Source organism: Paenibacillus sp. FSL H3-0329, assembly GCF_037963285.1.
Lineage (GTDB): Bacteria > Bacillota > Bacilli > Paenibacillales > Paenibacillaceae > Paenibacillus_AQ > Paenibacillus_AQ odorifer.
Genome location: NZ_CP150150.1, coordinates 6,173,121 through 6,187,970, shown reverse-complemented (window position 1 = coordinate 6,187,970; position 14,850 = coordinate 6,173,121). Strand labels below are relative to the sequence as shown.

The following is a 14,850-nucleotide window of genomic DNA, read 5'->3' as shown; positions in this document are numbered from 1 at the left end:
GAAGCTGTCTTCCCGCGAACGCGCCGCAATATATGCGATGATTGCTGTTCGTGTGGAGAAGGAGAAGCGCGATCAGGCACGGAGTAAGGCGAGGAAGAGATAGTTAGGGGGTGAGAGAATGGCAGGTGTACAAAATAATATAGCTGGAATACAGCAAGTTTCCAATCAATGGATCAATGATATAACCAATCAGATTACAACACAGGTCTCGGCAAATATTTCAAATTCCTTTTCAGCAACCTTAAACCGTATCAGTATGAAAATAGTCAATAAACCCGTGTACAACATCACTAATAATTACAGTGCAGCTTATACCAGAATTCAAGCTTCTATTGGAGGTGCGGTTCAGGCTCAGGAGAGACTGAATGATGCGGCTGATAGAGGGGCTGGAGGAGCTGAAAAGCAAGCAGGAACCTGGGAAAAGCTTACGGGGGCCTTTGAAAAGGCTAAGGGTATGGTGGAAAAAGTTAAGGGTGTCATGGAGAAGGTGCTTGTGCCAGCTGCTGAGCAGCAAAAGTGGGAAGATCTTTTCAAAGCAAAAACCGGAAATGCTGATGTTGGTGTAGCTATGTTTGATAAATTCAAGAAGAGAGCGCTAGAAACCGGACAGGACGTCAGCAAGTCTATGGAAAGTGTCTTGTCGTTTTATCCTAAAACACAAAATACGGACCAGCTAGATAAGCTAATGGATTATTCCACAAGGCTTAGTATGATGTCTCCAGAAGGTAAGGATATTGGCGATACTTCATCAGCTATTAATTCTGCATTTGATGGAGACTCTAGTGACTTAGCATCGATGCTTCAGGTAGATGAAGAGGAGCTTGGTGGACTCGACCTAGTAGCCAGTACGGGGAACATGGGCGCTTTTTTAAGTACTTTGGGAGATATCATGACAACGGCAGGTATGACGAGTACTTCGCTGCAAACCATGATGGATTCACCCGTAAATCAGTGGCAGACACTTCTTGGAAACTATAACAATTCCTTAGCTGGCATGGGACAAGGGGCACTTGCAGCATTTTCTCCGCTGTTAAGCATTCTTAATGATGCGTTCTCAGAAGGTACCTTTCAGCCTATTATCGATGGGATGGCCATTGGATTGGCTATTATAGCACAAGGTTTTTCACAAGTTGTACAGGGAGCCTTATTCCTTTGGAGTGTTCTTAGCAGCACGTTGCCTTATGTAGTACCCATTCTTTTGGGAATTGTTGCTGGGATTATTGCTTATAAAATTGCTATGGGTGCAGCAGCAATCGCAACAAATATGTCAGCAATTGCGACTGGGATCGCTACCGCAGCGCAAGGGATTTACAACGCTGTGTTAAATGCCAATCCTATTGCGCTTGTAATTGGACTTGTTATTGCACTTATTGTGGCTTTTTTAGGAATTGTTGCAGCTCTTCAGCCAGTAAGAGATTTTCTTGCCAATATGTTCAGGGCTCTCGGACAGATCGTTGCAGATTTTGTAGGTTATGTGATTGATCTATGGACCGGATTTATTAATGGTATCATTGATGCTGCCAATTTTTTATTAGGTGGTATTAATAAAGTAATTGGGGCTGTTGGTAAATTTATAGGTATAGAATCAGAGATTAATCTTCATCTTGAACGGGTTGACAGCAGTCAATTTAAACAGAACGTGGAGATGAGCATTGAAAATACTTTTGATACGGCTGCGAAATATACGCAAGAATTTGATGTTAACAAATTTAAAGAAAGCCTAAACGTAGGGGGGAATACGAATAACGAGACTACAATCAATCAATGGAATACTACTCATCAAGATGATTCAACGAAACCTCCGAAATCGCCTACCATTCCTGAGGTTCCAGTAGTTCCTGTGACGAAGACTCCTGCGTTAAATACGCCTTCCGCTGTAGGTTCTTTTCAAAATGCAGGAGTACCTGGTAATCTGAACACCGTCAACCGTGTGAACGAGCTCGGCTCCATCAACGACACCGTAGACATCTCCAGTGATGATCTGAAAATGCTCCGCGAGCTGGCCGAGATTCAGGCGATCCAGAATTTTGTGGAGCTTACGCCGACGGTGCAGGTGACGACTGGAAATATTAACAATGCCGGAGACATTGATACGATTATCAACAAGATCGGGCAAAAGCTGAACGAGGAGTTTGTCTCTACGGCGCAGGGGGTGTATACGTAACGTGGAAGAGTACGGGATTTTTTTGGGTTTTAATAATCAGGAGGATGCAATCCGGCTGCCAGTCAATCCAGAGACCTTGGAAATCAAGGAGAGTGGAGATGGAAAAAGCTATACCATTATCGATCTGGGTGAGATCAATACGATTGCTTATCCGAAGCTTACGGAGATCACGATTGAAAGTATTTTTCCAGCACAAAGGTATCCGTTCGTATTGGTGCAGGAGGACGGGCTGAAGAGACCTTTTGAATATGTGGAGCTTATTAAGAAATGGATGACGAGTCGTCGACCCATTCGGTTTGTGTTCTCCGGTGTGAGGTATCCCGATGATACGAAAAAGGATAAAAAGAAGTTAAACAAACCACAGAAATGGCTAGAGGAATCTTCAATTAGTGAGGATGCATCTTTAGAAATTGATTTTGCTGTGAATATGGCTATGAGCATCGAAGGTTTCACTTGGAAGCTTAGTGCGGGATCGTCAGGGGATATTGAATATTCGTTATCTCTCAAAAAGTACGTATTCTATCAGGCGGTAGCTGTGAAGGTTGTTAAAGGTGAAGTGAAGGCGGAGCAGAAGCGGGCCAATGAAAAGGCAAAGCCTACTACCTATACCTTAAAAGCTGGAGACAGTCTATGGAGCATCGCTCAAAAAAACCTAGGAGATGGCTCGAAGTACAAAGCCATTCAGAAGCTTAATGGCATTCCGGATAGTGAGCTGAAAAAGCTGCCCATCGGTAAAGTCATCAAGCTGCCGTAGGAGGATGTTATGGAACTGCTAGTGAAGAATAAGGAAGGGAATCTATGGGATATTTCTGGCATCGTCTCAGATATTTCTTGGAAAACTGCACGGTCAGGTAAACCGTCAACGCTAGAGTTAACGCTTGTGGACAACGGAATTTATCAGCTCCCCAAGTTCGGGATCAGCAACGGTGATATTATTCAGTTCAGTAAAGATAATGTAGATGTATTTTACGGATTTGTGTTCAGCATTGATACGGGCTCGGATCAGGAGATTAAGCTGACTGCCTATGATCAGATTCGTTATTTGCTGGGCAATGGTAGTTATGTTTTGCAGGATGTTACGGCTAGTGATGTGATCAAGAAAATAACAACGGACTACGGATTAAAGACAGGTGTGCTGGAGGAGACAGAGTACCGGATTCCTTCTTTAATTGAAGATGACAAAAAGCTGTTGGACATCATTATGGGAGCCATCGGCAGTGAGCTTCAGTTTAAGGGGCGGCTGATGGCTTTTTACGATGATTTTGGGAAGTTGACGCTGCGTAAACCGGATTCTATGCTGCTTAACCTGGTGCTGGGAGCGGGGCATTATCTGTACGATTATTCGCTCAAAAAAAGTATTGATGACGATACGTACAACACGATTTTTCTGTACAAGGACAACGAGGCATCGGGCAAACGCGATTTCTATCCGGTCAGTGACAAGGACAATGTGAAACGCTGGGGTATCCTGCACTTGTATCAAAAGGCTGATGACAAAGCGAATGCTGCACAAATTCAGGAGAAGGCAAACAATCTGCTGAAAATGCACAATCGTGAAAAGCTTAGTCTCTCCATACAGGCGATTGGTGATATGCGTGTAAGAGCAGGCAATTTCATTTATGTCCTATTGGATGAATTCGAGACTCAATTGTTTCTGGTGGACCAATGCAGCCATAAGATTTCTGGAGGGGAGCATACAATGTCCCTCGATATTAAGGTGGTGTAGAAATGATGTTAGATATTATTAAAAAAGCAAGTCTAGGAGCCGTGGGAAGTACAAATCCCGTGGCTTTTTCTTATGGAACGGTAACGGTGGCAGCTCCTTTGCAGATTCAGGTGGATCAGCGGTTTGTTTTATCGGGGAATGCGTTAGTGCTGCCTGAATCGGTAATGGAAAGCAAGATCGACATCGAGGGCAAAGAAGTAATACTTCGGCGAGGATTAGCGAGTGGGGACCGCGTATTAATGGTTCGAATGCAGGGCGGACAAAGCTACATTGTTCTGGATCGGCTGGTGAGTCCGATATGATCCCGGCGATTGGAAAAGCTGGACCGATAACGGCCCTGCTTGAGGGGGAGGTCAACCTTGAGCGTGGGGAAAGTCCTAGTCTTACGTACCGAATGGATTGGGAGAGAAAAAGGATTACAGGCCAAACGGATGGACTGGAAGCAGTTCAACAGGCAGCGGCAAAAATTTTGCGAACCGATCGGTTTGAACATCTGATTTACAGTTCGGATTACGGAACAGAGTGGCGGTTGGTGCTTGGCAAGGATCGGCTGCTGGTTAGAGCTGAAATCAGACGTATCGTTAGTGAGGCACTACTTCAGGATGAACGAATCCTTAGCTTAGAGAATATTGTTGTTTCGTTTACCGGAGATAATCTAACTTTTGACTGCAAGGTCGTCACACGTTACGGAAATTTTCAGCTGAGAAAGGAGTGGAATGAGGATGTATGAGGATCAGACGTATGAGGCTCTTTTGGAGCGGATGCTGGACCGGATTCCATCAGGATTGGATAAACGCGAGGGCAGCATCATTTATGACGCGTTGGCTCCAGCAGCCGCTGAGTTGGCACAGATGTATATTGAGCTGGATGTGAATAATAATCTGTATTTTGCAGATACGGCTACCGGAGAGTACTTAGAGCGAAGTATCTCCTGGTCAGGCATTGTAAGACGTGAAGCTAGCAAGGCGCAGCTGAAAGGGATTTTTTATAAGGCGGATGGAGGATTGTTAGATGTTCCACTCGGCAGCCGCTTCTCACTCGAAATGCTGAATTATACGGCTGTGGAGAAGTTATCTCCTGGAGTGTATCGCTTGGAAAGTGAAACCGCTGGAGAAGAAGGAAATCGATATTTTGGCTCTTTACTGCCAGTGGATTATATCTCAGACCTAGCGCGCGGAGAAATAGCTTCTCTTCTGATCCCTGGGGAGGACATTGAAACGGATGATGCACTACGCCAGCGTTATTTGGATTCAGCCAGACGCCCAGCTACTAGCGGAAATAAATATCACTATATGGAGTGGGCACTGCAAGTTCCGGGTGTGGGAGGCGCACGTGTTTTTCCATTATGGAAAGGTCCTAAAACTGTGAAGGTGATTATTGTGGACGCCGAAAAAAAACCAGCATCCGAGCTGTTGGCGGCTCAGGTGCAGCAATACATTGATCCGGTCTCAGGAGCGGGTGAGGGACAAGCACCGGTAGGGGCTGTTGTGACCGTGGCACCGGCTGCGGGCAAAAACATCAGTATAAGCGCCAAGGTAACCCTTGCTTCTGGCTATGCTCTGCAAGCTGTAAACCAAGGCTTTCAGGTGATGCTTGAGAAATATCGCAAGGAGAAGGCTTTTTCAGCAACCTATATCAGTCAGTCTGTCATCGGGGCATTATTGCTTGCTACTGAAGGAGTTGCGGATTACACAGAGCTGAAGTTGAACAGTGGAGCGGGCAATGTGATGTTGAACGAAGAAGAAGTACCGTTGTTCGGCAACGTTCTACTGGAGGTGTAGCATGGGTTATCCAGAGCAAATTGATATTTTTCAAGAAAAACTTAATAAAAAAGCAAACGGTAGCAGCTATGTTATCGAAGAGAGATTACCGCTTGTAAATGGCGTTTACAGTGGTCTTCTAGCGCATGACAATATTAATAATCAGACCATTGCGGTGTACACAGGGTCACAGTATTCCGGGATCGAGCTACGCAATTTCACTGTGTCTTTTCCGGATGAGGCGCCCTGGCGGCGGTTGATTAAGATTTTTGCCGATGTGCCTGAGGTATATGTGACTTACGAAACTCCCGGCGATACGGTTGAAGCAGAGGATATTAACGGTTTGCAGGTGAGTCTTACTGCTGTCCAGACTGAAATAGAGCGTTATAAGAACAAGGGCCAGATTGACGGAGGATCATTTAGAAGAGAGGTGTAAAATGGCACAGACCATACAAATAAAGCGAGGTACAAAGGCTGAGCTAACGAGTTATGGCGTGTTGAAGGCAGGCGAGCTTGGTTTTTGCAGTGATACTAAGGAAGTTTATATTGGTGACGGCACGTCCAATTCCATGGTCGGCAGGGCGCTGTCAGGGCCAGAAGCTTCGCGTCCGGTTGCAGGATCCGTTGGCCGTTTGTATTACGTGACTACGGGTTCGAATAGCGGATATTTATATTTTGATGATGGGGCAGCTTGGCGGCGGGTGAATGCGCAGAAGCTTACCGATCTGACAGGTACAATTGATGATATCGCTGATGGAGCAACCTATGCGAAGGTGCTTAAAGCGGATATTAGTGCGGGACATATCAATAAAGTATCGGATGGCACAAACGTAAAGACTGCCGCTGAGATCAAGACTCACATTGATGATGTGGCCAAGCACCGGACAATCAATGATGCAGGGACTACGATTACAGACTTGTGGTCTGCGCAAAAGATTAAAAATGAAATTGAGCTGGCTAAGCATAACATCGAACCGCAAGCGTCGGTAAAAGACCAGAACCTGCTGGCTCCACCTGCCAGTCCGGTTGAGGGGGATCGATATATTATTCCAGCAGGGGCAACCGGGGCATGGGCGGGCAAAACGAATCAAATTGTTGAATACCAATCTGCCGCTTGGGTATTTTATGTTCCTGCCGTCGGTTGGACCGCTTACGTCGATGATGAGCAGAAGATTTATAGCTGGAACGGCAGCGCATGGGTACGTACCGGTGGTGCACTACAGACCATTACAGCCGGGAGCGGGCTGATTGGTGGGGGTCAGGCCGATGTTGTGACACTCAATATTGGTGCAGGCAATGGAATCACGGTTACTGCAGACGCGATTGCGGTTACGGCAGGAAAAGGGATCACCGTAGATGGATCCGGTGTAGTTGTAAGTGTGGATGGAAGCAGCATCATTTATGATGCAGCGAATGGCAATAGACTTACCGTAGCCAGTATTGATGGCGGAACATTCTAGGGGGCGGGACAATGGCTCTAAAAACATTGATTCAAATACGCCGCGGCTTGGAAAGCGCCATTGGAGCGCTGGCTATTGGTGAGCTTGGGTATTGTACAGACAGTGGCAAGCTGTACATTGGTTCTGCCGCTGGTAATGTCTTGCTGGTAGCCGCGCAGAGTACCGGGGATATGCTGAAAAGCATTTACGATACGAATAACAATGGCAAGGTGGATTTTGCGCAACAAGCGGATAGTGTAGCTTGGGCGGGGGTAGCAGGTAAACCAGTGGTATTTCCTCCGGCGGCGCATACACATGATTATTTGCCCAAAGGCCCCCTAACCTGGAATCAACTGAAGGGGGTGTAGAGGATGAGTTACGGCAGCTCTTTATACAGCGAATTGCAATATTCCGCAGATAAAGATTCGAGCCATCCGGGTGAAGTCGAGGCGCCTGATCTAATGCAGTATTTGCCGGACTATTATAAGGATGTCCGCGAAATGGAGAAGCTTCAGGAGACCATCGGGCTAGGAATTGGTGGACTGAAGCTGGGCACTATAGACGTACTGGATCAGGCTTTTGTTGAAACGGCAACGGTGAGCCTTGGACGATGGGAAGCTGAGCTTGGACTAAATATCGATTCATCCAAGTCATATGCCACACGCCGAGAGATGATTAAGGCAAAGCTGCGTGGAAATGGGACGACCACACCGGAGATGATTCAGCGGACGGCGTCAGCTTTTTCAGGTGGAGTGGTTGAAGTAAAGGAAGTGCCTGAGGAGTACCGTTTTGAGATTCATTTTGTGAGTACACTGGGGATTCCTCCAAATATGGCAGGGTTGATTCAAATCATCGAAGAGATTAAACCTGCGCATTTAGCTTATGAATTTGTGTTCAGCTATACCTGGTGGGAATCTGTTAAGGCTTTGACTTGGGAGAGTGCTCACAGTAAAACATGGAACGAATTAAGAACTTATAGATAGGAGAGTGACATATGCAAACCACAGGAAATTTGGGCTTAAAGAAGCCAGAGGGAACAGATATCGTTGATATTGCCGATTTGAACGGGAATATGGACATTTTGGACAATGCAGTGAATGGCAAGGTCGATAAAGTAACAGGCAAACAGCTATCTACGAATGACTACACCGCAGCTGAGAAAACAAAGCTGGCGGGGATTGCGACGGGAGCGAATAATTATACTCACCCAGTTACCCACCCACCAGCTATTATTGCTCAAGACGCGAGTAATCGGTTTGTTACGGATGCTGAAAAGACGGCGTGGAATGCAAAAGCTGGTACAGCCGTAGCTACAACTTCTACAAATGGCTTGATGTCTGCTGTGGACAAGACACTACTGAATAACAACACTGGATTTGGTACTACGGCTGGTGCAGCTACCGCATATACTCTTACACTTAGCCCAGCACCTACGGCGCTGATAGCAGGACTGAAATTTAGTTTCAAAACACACATTGATAGCGGAGCTAATCCTACACTCAATCCTAATACATTAGGGGCCAAAGCAATCAAGAAACCCAATGGAAATGCGGCAACACTTGCCCTGAACGGAGTTTACACGGTTGTATATGATGGCACGGCTTTTATCTTACAGGGTGAAGGGGGTGAATATGGAACAGCAACAGCAGCCCAGGTGCTAGCGCCTTACACAGTAGGACAAGATAACGGACTAGTGACGGGGACGATACCCACAGCGGCAGCAGGGGCGGCACCTGCTAAAGTAGTGGGCTACAACGGAAATCTGGACGTTACTCCGGTTAAGGCATATAACGACGGAACTACTGTGATAAATATTAAAGACGCTAACTATAACACAGCTAACTGGTTACGAGGCAAGTCGATATTTGGCGTAGATGGAGCTATTCCCGACTTTTCTTCAGCCCCTGCGAGTGGCTATAAAGCCGCAAAAAGTGCGAAAGGGGATTGGTCTGGTAGTCTAGTACTAGAGCCTGAAACCGGATACTATAAAAGCGGATTAAATTCAGGTGGTTTTGGTGCTATTATTGCAAGTGACCCTAATTTTGTACCTTCTAACATTCTACAAGGCAAGACGATATTTGGCGTTGACGGTGCGATTGTGCAGCAACCGGCCAGCGCTTCATCAGTAAGTACGACATGGGACGGAATTAATTTATGGGTTCGCATTCCAAGAGGCGCGTATTTAAATAATGGGGGCACAGGAGTACCCGAAATAGTAGTGAATGCTGCACAGGCTAGGGCAGATAGTAATATAATTGCATCTAATATTCGAAACGGAACATGGGTGTATGGGGTGCAAGGCACGTTGCAACCGAAACAATTTGCTTCTGGCTCACTAGTTACGGGGGGTGTTGTTAATGTGAGTGGTTTAGGGTTCAGGCCAACAGGGATCGCAATGAAACATAACCCTGATAGTGGTCTTGGTTGGAGTTCGATGTTTATCTATTATTTAGACCCTGTTATTGGAATGGGAATACAAGCGATGTATATTATGGGGCAAGACGTTCCGTTGATTATATCGTTTTATGAAGGTTCATTTTCGGTAGATAAACAGTATAATCCAAACACAATGCCTTATCAGGAATATGTATGGGCGGCGTGGAATTAAGAGGGAGGAAGGTAATACAATGCAAATTGGACGAAAAATATTTTATGAACTAACAACAGGTTATGTTGTTCAAGATACCGGAGAGAGATCCGGTGATGTTATTGAGACAACTATAGATCAGGATTTTGCTGCATATCGTGCGCTGAGTGAACGCGTACCTGAAACGGTTGGAATTCTTCAACTAGAGTATGAAGAATATAAGCAAGATTTTGCAGAATGCAACGGATACCGCGTAAACGTTAATACTAAGAAATTAGAGTTCAGTTATCCTGACCCTAACACCGAGCCTGAGCACCCACAAGAGCCTGTGTATCAAGAGCCTTTAACCGAAAGGTAAAAAAACTTGAATTAGAGAGTGCTGGCATAGGATTCGAACTAGCAACGACTCAATCTCGATTGGATCAAGCTGAGCAAGAACAAGCGAATCTACTTCTAAGCCTTGTGGAAGGAGATGTACTGTAAATGCACTGGTACGCACTGGTTAAGCGATACTTTGAAGCAGGATTGTATACTGCGGAGCAGGTACAGGTTTTTGTTACCTCTAAAAAGATAACGGTTGAACAAGCTGAAGAGATTACAAATAGCGCCGCATAGTAGGCGTTTTTATTTTGCCCTCGTATCTGCTACGAGGGCTGTTTTATTTATCACTTTAGAAGGGGGCTGTTATATGACCATTGTGGGAGTGAACACAGGAGGAGGCGATGCTGAAGCAGCGCCCATTGAGCACCGTTTAGAAGATGTTGAAAGTAGACTAGTAGTCATCCAAGACGAGATCTTTAGATTTGGAACAGAACATCTAAGTTTTAGTAATGAGCTTCTATTATTAAAAGAAAAACAATCACGCCATGAGGAAGATGTGAAGCAAATTAAGCAATCAACGATAGAAATGAAAATACAATTTAACGAGATTATGAGACGTTGGGATACATTGGACTCACGTGTGTTCCAGCTATTGCAACAATCCCAGACGGACAGCAAGAGCGAACGAAAAGTGTTTATCGATTTACTTAAATACGTTCTGGCGGGAACTATCTTTGCTATTATTGCCTTTTTATTTAAAGGAGGGGTATAGATGCTCACTTTGTCCCAAATCAAAGAAAAATCAAGTAAACGCCTAACCAACCTACACCCCGTAGTTCGTTCCGCTGCTACTGCTCTAATCGAACGTTGTTACAAACTCAACATCCCCATTCTCATTACGCAGGGACTTCGCACAATTGCCGAGCAGGATGCTCTATATGCACAAGGGCGCACTAAGCCCGGAGCGATTGTCACCAATGCACGTGGCGGGTATAGCTATCATAATTTTGGATTGGCTGTAGATTTTGCTCTTTTGCTGCCGAATGGATCGAGTGTGTCATGGAATATGTGCCGGGACGGCAATAACAACCAGATCGCAGATTGGCAGGAGGTTGTGAAGGAGGCAAAAGGGCTGGGCTTCGAGTGGGGAGGCGACTGGACAAGCTTCAAGGATTACCCCCATTTTCAAATGGCGTTTGGGTTAACACTCACACAGTTACGAGCAGGGACAAAACCCTCAACATCTGCGGTTGAGTCAGCGTATAAGGTCATCAATCGGAAGGAGGAGGAAGAATTGAAGAGTGATGTTATTGCTGTCGTAAAGGTTAATGGGGTTAAGGTTGCAGATGGAGTGCTTGAAAAAGGCATCACCTACGTCCCTGTACGTGTTATTGCAGAAGCACTGGGTGCTCAGGTAGGTTATGATTCTGCGACTCGAACGGTTGAGATTATAAGTAGCCACTAAGGAGGGAAAAGGATGGAAACTGGAACAATTTTAGATGATGTTATGGCGTTCGCCTCTATATTAGCAGTATTCGTACTGGCACTGGTTCAGTTGGTCAAAAATAGTATCAACATCCCGCGTAATGCAGTACCGATTATCGGACTATTGATAGGTTTGTTCATCGGCGTAGTAGCGTATCCTTTTACTGAACTTGATTTAGTGCTTCGCCTTTGGGCTGGGGGTCTTGCAGGCTTATCTGCAACCGGGTTGTTTGAGCTAGCTTTTAAGGATCGCCCGGGCACGACGAAAGGGTAAGTGGATAATAGGTACGAATCATAAAAAGGGCTGTTCCAAAAAGTCTGAAAAAGACCTAAGGAAGAGCCCCATTGTTTTTCTCATGATATTACATAAATAAGTTTCAGAACGAAAGCGTGCTGCCGGGTTGTAAAGAATATAGTCCTGTGAAACCTTCTCCTTTTAATATAGAAGCTACTTGGTCGATATGTGGTTTGGGAGCATGGACGAGCACTGTCCGGTGGCTGGGAATCGTTTGGAGCATTTTGCGAATGTCCGGCAAACCTTGATGGACTTTATAGCGGATAAGTGAGACTGTACAGCGTACGCTGCTAGATTCTCCGATCATAGCTTGCTCAACAAGACGATGTCCAAAGCTTCCCGCCGCTAAATGTCCCGTAAAAATCACATGGTTGTCAGGAGAAACAGAGAGCTGGTGAAAGTATTCTTGTGCTTTTGCTGACTGCATCATCCCGTCATTAGTGAATACGATAGCTCCCTTAAGATTCAACATTGCCTTCGCGCGTTCGTCCGAATTAGATACAACACACAAGCTTTTTCTGTTAAAAAGCGCATTTACGCGCTGAATAGCGTCCTCTTTCAGCCATTCCACCTTGTTGCTTAAAGCTCGTAAAGGAGCGACGAGTGCTTCTTCAACGATCAATTGATGATCTGGAAAACATTCATTTGCCCATACGATCAATTCCTGGCTTCTGCCATGGATAGGCACGGGAAGGAGGACTGAGCCCCCTTTTTGCAAGGTGTTATGGATGGCTATCTCTAATTGCTGTAATTTTACAAGCTGCTCATCAGGATCTGCCCCATATGCGGCATCTATAATGGACAGATCAGCCACATTTTTAGCTTCGGCTTCCATAATTGCTGGTGTGTCTGCCGTGAGCAGCTGCGATTCCTCCGAATAATCCCCCGAGAAAAATACAGTCTTGCCCTCCCATTCTAGGGCCAGCCAAACCGAACCTGCTAAATGCCCGCTACGTCCCCATTGAACTCGAAGGTTAGGCGCAAGCGTCAGCCAAGTTTGAGGGCAGACATGCTCCTCTAAATACATGAACTGGATAGATTGCTTATCTATTTCTCGATAAGGTAATGATGCGGACTGAGCCGCCACATATTTATCCCAGGCCTCGAAATAATCAGGAAGCTGTAATGAGGTAGATCTAGTAGTCCATACCTTACCTCTGTATCCGTGTTTATAAAGTAAGGGCAGCGCTATGGAATGATCCTCATGAGCATGAGACAGAAATACTGCCTGCAAATGTGGAATAATATCCGTATCAAGTAGGGGGTATTCACCGGGGCCTTCTTTTTTTACGCCACAATCGAGCAGGATGCCATTTCGTGAATCCTTGCCCTGCAAAAGATAGGAGGAACGGCCATGCTCTCCGGCCCCTCCCCAAATCGTTAGTGTGCTCATTGTTGTCTCCGCTTTCTATCTGGGCTTAAATATTCTAAGACTAATAGTAATAGGGTAGTGATGCCTACAGAGATTACAGCCATGGCCATCCCCATGGCTACCGCACCTTGTTCAAACTGGGCAAAAATATAGGTTGCCGAGGTCTGCATTGAAGGTGGCAGAATGAGTAATGAGGCTACCAGTTCCCGGTTGGAAATGGTGAAGGTCATCATCCAGCCAGCTACCATCCCCGGAAGGATGAGGGGAAGCAGGATACGGCGGAACACATACAGCTTACTTCCTCCGAATACTTGTCCCGCTTGCATCAGAGAGGAATCGATCTGCCCATAGCTTGCTTTTACATACTGAACAGTATAAGGAAGGAAAAGTACGACATAAGTCAGTACAACCATCCAGTAGGTATTATAGAGCGGGATAGGCATCCAGCGGGCATTCCACAGCAGAATTAGCCCTACTACAATTACAATTCCCGGGACTGTATTTGGAAGCAAGCTGAATAAATCTGTAATTTTCTGCTTGAATGTAGCCCCTTTTCCTACCGTTAAGGCAAACCAAGTCCCGAGAATAACAGCGATACTGGAAGCAACGATAGCTAATGTAAAGCTATTTAATAAGGCCTCAAGTCCTTGCGAACCCGGGGATAACAGCTCTGCATAATGTTTTAAGGTTAGATTGCTCCAGGATACACCTTCTCCCCGAAGCTTCAATAATGAGGCTGTTATGATAGAGAAATAAGGAATGCCGATGGATGCCAGAAGCAATAGAAGAACATAACCCCAGCTAAGAAACCCTACGATTCCTGTACTCTTATAACGGTTAGTACGAGTTCCTTTTCCACCGATCAGACGGTAAGAGTAGCGGCTGCTAATTACAGTTTGGATGTACCACATGACAAGACAAACTCCGAGCAGCAAGGAGGCTAGTGAAGTAGCCTTACCGAAATCAATCGGCCAACTGGAGATATATTTATGGATCTCAGAGGTCAGAACGTAAAAGCCGATCCTACGGCCAAAGGTCGCAGGGGTACCGAATTCAGCAATTGTTTTAACGAAGATGAGCAGTGCTCCAAGCCCATAGCTAGAGAGCAGTAAAGGAATAATCACTCTTTTAAATCTGTAAAAGAAGGGGGCGCCGTGAACAGAGGCTGCTTCCTCCAGATTGCCCCCGATCTGCAAAAGCGCATTGCGCAGCAGCAGATACAGGAAGGGGAACAGGTGAAGGCTCATGATCAGCACCATACCCCCATAGCTAAAGAAATACGGTGTAAGCACGGAGGAGGAGGGCAGAAATTGCTCCATATACCCACCCGTCTGCATAAACAACATCCAGCCCATAGAACCAATGTAAGGCGGCGTCATAAATGGAATTAACAGCACGACATCCAGCCAGTTGTGGCGCCCTAAGTCAGTTTTTGCCATAATCCAGGCTAGAGGCAGCGCAAACAAAGTAGTTAGCAGAATAACGCTTACCCCAAGCCCGATAGAATTCAGCAGTACCTCTACTAGGTCATTGCTCCCCATAATGGTTCGTAGTGGTGCGGTTATATCGAGATGCCCCTCTGGATAAACACTGGTCCAGAAAATGAGCAGGAGTGGCAGCAGCACGAGCACGGTTAGTATAAATAAAGCCAGTCCACCGCTCACCCATTTAAATGAGCGCAAAGAGTTAGTATTCATTACG

At 45.8% G+C, this 14,850-nt stretch carries 18 protein-coding genes; 16 read left to right on the top strand and 2 right to left on the bottom strand.

Features of this window, described 5'->3' with window-relative positions; genetic code table 11:
- The first annotated feature begins 118 nt into the window (after window positions 1–118).
- The 16 genes from NSQ66_RS27265 to NSQ66_RS27190 all read left to right on the top strand — a co-directional run bounded on the left by NSQ66_RS27265 (window position 119) and on the right by NSQ66_RS27190 (window position 11,756).
- Window positions 119–2,164, top strand: a complete 2,046-nt coding sequence (locus NSQ66_RS27265; protein ID WP_038573435.1) for a hypothetical protein — start codon at window positions 119–121, stop codon at window positions 2,162–2,164.
- Between the two features lies 1 nt (window position 2,165).
- Window positions 2,166–2,918 (top strand): LysM peptidoglycan-binding domain-containing protein, encoded by a 753-nt coding sequence (locus NSQ66_RS27260; RefSeq protein WP_038573433.1) that lies wholly within the window; start codon window positions 2,166–2,168, stop codon window positions 2,916–2,918.
- 9 nt (window positions 2,919–2,927) lie between these two features.
- Window positions 2,928–3,890, top strand: a complete 963-nt coding sequence (locus NSQ66_RS27255) for a hypothetical protein (RefSeq protein ID WP_036681255.1) — start codon at window positions 2,928–2,930, stop codon at window positions 3,888–3,890.
- Window positions 3,891–3,895: 5 nt separating this feature from the next.
- On the top strand, window positions 3,896–4,192 hold the full coding sequence (locus tag NSQ66_RS27250; protein ID WP_036681399.1) for a DUF2577 domain-containing protein: 297 nt from the start codon (window positions 3,896–3,898) through the stop codon (window positions 4,190–4,192).
- Window positions 4,189–4,620: a DUF2634 domain-containing protein gene (locus NSQ66_RS27245; RefSeq protein ID WP_076099869.1), complete on the top strand. Its 432-nt coding sequence runs from the start codon at window positions 4,189–4,191 to the stop codon at window positions 4,618–4,620. Before NSQ66_RS27250 ends, NSQ66_RS27245 begins: the two co-directional genes overlap by 4 nt.
- Window positions 4,613–5,671, top strand: a complete 1,059-nt coding sequence (locus tag NSQ66_RS27240; RefSeq protein WP_036681258.1) for a baseplate J/gp47 family protein — start codon at window positions 4,613–4,615, stop codon at window positions 5,669–5,671. The genes NSQ66_RS27245 and NSQ66_RS27240 overlap by 8 nt, the downstream gene beginning before the upstream one ends.
- Before the next feature lies 1 nt (window position 5,672).
- Window positions 5,673–6,086 (top strand): hypothetical protein, encoded by a 414-nt coding sequence (locus NSQ66_RS27235; protein ID WP_036681259.1) that lies wholly within the window; start codon window positions 5,673–5,675, stop codon window positions 6,084–6,086.
- Window position 6,087: 1 nt separating this feature from the next.
- Window positions 6,088–7,110: a DUF2793 domain-containing protein gene (locus tag NSQ66_RS27230; protein WP_076141914.1), complete on the top strand. Its 1,023-nt coding sequence runs from the start codon at window positions 6,088–6,090 to the stop codon at window positions 7,108–7,110.
- A gap of 11 nt (window positions 7,111–7,121) precedes the next feature.
- The gene (locus tag NSQ66_RS27225) at window positions 7,122–7,457 is read left to right on the top strand and encodes a hypothetical protein (RefSeq protein WP_076099872.1); all 336 of its coding nucleotides are present in this window, start codon (window positions 7,122–7,124) and stop codon (window positions 7,455–7,457) included.
- Window positions 7,458–7,460: 3 nt separating this feature from the next.
- Window positions 7,461–8,072 carry a putative phage tail protein gene (locus tag NSQ66_RS27220; RefSeq protein ID WP_076099874.1) on the top strand — a complete coding sequence of 204 codons (612 nt, stop codon included), beginning with the start codon at window positions 7,461–7,463 and terminating at the stop codon, window positions 8,070–8,072.
- A gap of 11 nt (window positions 8,073–8,083) precedes the next feature.
- Window positions 8,084–9,697, top strand: coding sequence for a hypothetical protein (locus tag NSQ66_RS27215; protein WP_076099875.1), 1,614 nt, complete (start codon window positions 8,084–8,086; stop codon window positions 9,695–9,697).
- Between the two features lie 19 nt (window positions 9,698–9,716).
- Window positions 9,717–10,034, top strand: a complete 318-nt coding sequence (locus NSQ66_RS27210) for a hypothetical protein (protein ID WP_076099877.1) — start codon at window positions 9,717–9,719, stop codon at window positions 10,032–10,034.
- Between the two features lie 125 nt (window positions 10,035–10,159).
- On the top strand, window positions 10,160–10,291 hold the full coding sequence (locus NSQ66_RS27205; protein WP_081382527.1) for an XkdX family protein: 132 nt from the start codon (window positions 10,160–10,162) through the stop codon (window positions 10,289–10,291).
- Window positions 10,292–10,364: 73 nt separating this feature from the next.
- Entirely contained in the window at window positions 10,365–10,769 is a 405-nt protein-coding gene (locus NSQ66_RS27200; protein ID WP_076099878.1) for a hypothetical protein, read from the top strand.
- Entirely contained in the window at window positions 10,770–11,462 is a 693-nt protein-coding gene (locus NSQ66_RS27195; protein WP_076099880.1) for a M15 family metallopeptidase, read from the top strand.
- Window positions 11,463–11,474: 12 nt separating this feature from the next.
- Complete coding sequence (locus tag NSQ66_RS27190) at window positions 11,475–11,756, top strand: holin (RefSeq protein WP_076099882.1); 282 nt, start codon at window positions 11,475–11,477, stop codon at window positions 11,754–11,756.
- Window positions 11,757–11,859: 103 nt separating this feature from the next.
- Here the strand turns inward: NSQ66_RS27190 and NSQ66_RS27185 are convergent, their stop codons facing one another.
- Window positions 11,860–13,170, bottom strand: coding sequence for an MBL fold metallo-hydrolase (locus tag NSQ66_RS27185; protein ID WP_076141915.1), 1,311 nt, complete (start codon window positions 13,168–13,170; stop codon window positions 11,860–11,862).
- Window positions 13,167–14,846 (bottom strand): iron ABC transporter permease, encoded by a 1,680-nt coding sequence (locus NSQ66_RS27180; protein ID WP_076141916.1) that lies wholly within the window; start codon window positions 14,844–14,846, stop codon window positions 13,167–13,169. Before NSQ66_RS27180 ends, NSQ66_RS27185 begins: the two co-directional genes overlap by 4 nt.
- Window positions 14,847–14,850: the final 4 nt, after the last annotated feature.

Excerpts from the sequence above, each read along its gene's own strand:
- NSQ66_RS27265 (WP_038573435.1), top strand. The coding sequence starts at position 119 with ATGGCAGGTGTACAAAATAATATAGCTGGAATACAGCAAGTTTCCAAT.
- NSQ66_RS27255 (WP_036681255.1), top strand. The coding sequence starts at position 2,928 with ATGGAACTGCTAGTGAAGAATAAGGAAGGGAATCTATGGGATATTTCT.
- NSQ66_RS27250 (WP_036681399.1), top strand. The coding sequence starts at position 3,896 with ATGTTAGATATTATTAAAAAAGCAAGTCTAGGAGCCGTGGGAAGTACA.
- NSQ66_RS27245 (WP_076099869.1), top strand. The coding sequence starts at position 4,189 with ATGATCCCGGCGATTGGAAAAGCTGGACCGATAACGGCCCTGCTTGAG.
- NSQ66_RS27240 (WP_036681258.1), top strand. The coding sequence starts at position 4,613 with ATGTATGAGGATCAGACGTATGAGGCTCTTTTGGAGCGGATGCTGGAC.
- NSQ66_RS27235 (WP_036681259.1), top strand. The coding sequence starts at position 5,673 with ATGGGTTATCCAGAGCAAATTGATATTTTTCAAGAAAAACTTAATAAA.
- NSQ66_RS27230 (WP_076141914.1), top strand. The coding sequence starts at position 6,088 with ATGGCACAGACCATACAAATAAAGCGAGGTACAAAGGCTGAGCTAACG.
- NSQ66_RS27225 (WP_076099872.1), top strand. The coding sequence starts at position 7,122 with ATGGCTCTAAAAACATTGATTCAAATACGCCGCGGCTTGGAAAGCGCC.
- NSQ66_RS27220 (WP_076099874.1), top strand. The coding sequence starts at position 7,461 with ATGAGTTACGGCAGCTCTTTATACAGCGAATTGCAATATTCCGCAGAT.
- NSQ66_RS27215 (WP_076099875.1), top strand. The coding sequence starts at position 8,084 with ATGCAAACCACAGGAAATTTGGGCTTAAAGAAGCCAGAGGGAACAGAT.
- NSQ66_RS27210 (WP_076099877.1), top strand. The coding sequence starts at position 9,717 with ATGCAAATTGGACGAAAAATATTTTATGAACTAACAACAGGTTATGTT.
- NSQ66_RS27205 (WP_081382527.1), top strand. The coding sequence starts at position 10,160 with ATGCACTGGTACGCACTGGTTAAGCGATACTTTGAAGCAGGATTGTAT.
- NSQ66_RS27200 (WP_076099878.1), top strand. The coding sequence starts at position 10,365 with ATGACCATTGTGGGAGTGAACACAGGAGGAGGCGATGCTGAAGCAGCG.
- NSQ66_RS27195 (WP_076099880.1), top strand. The coding sequence starts at position 10,770 with ATGCTCACTTTGTCCCAAATCAAAGAAAAATCAAGTAAACGCCTAACC.
- NSQ66_RS27190 (WP_076099882.1), top strand. The coding sequence starts at position 11,475 with ATGGAAACTGGAACAATTTTAGATGATGTTATGGCGTTCGCCTCTATA.
- NSQ66_RS27185 (WP_076141915.1), bottom strand. The coding sequence starts at position 13,170 with ATGAGCACACTAACGATTTGGGGAGGGGCCGGAGAGCATGGCCGTTCC.
- NSQ66_RS27180 (WP_076141916.1), bottom strand. The coding sequence starts at position 14,846 with ATGAATACTAACTCTTTGCGCTCATTTAAATGGGTGAGCGGTGGACTG.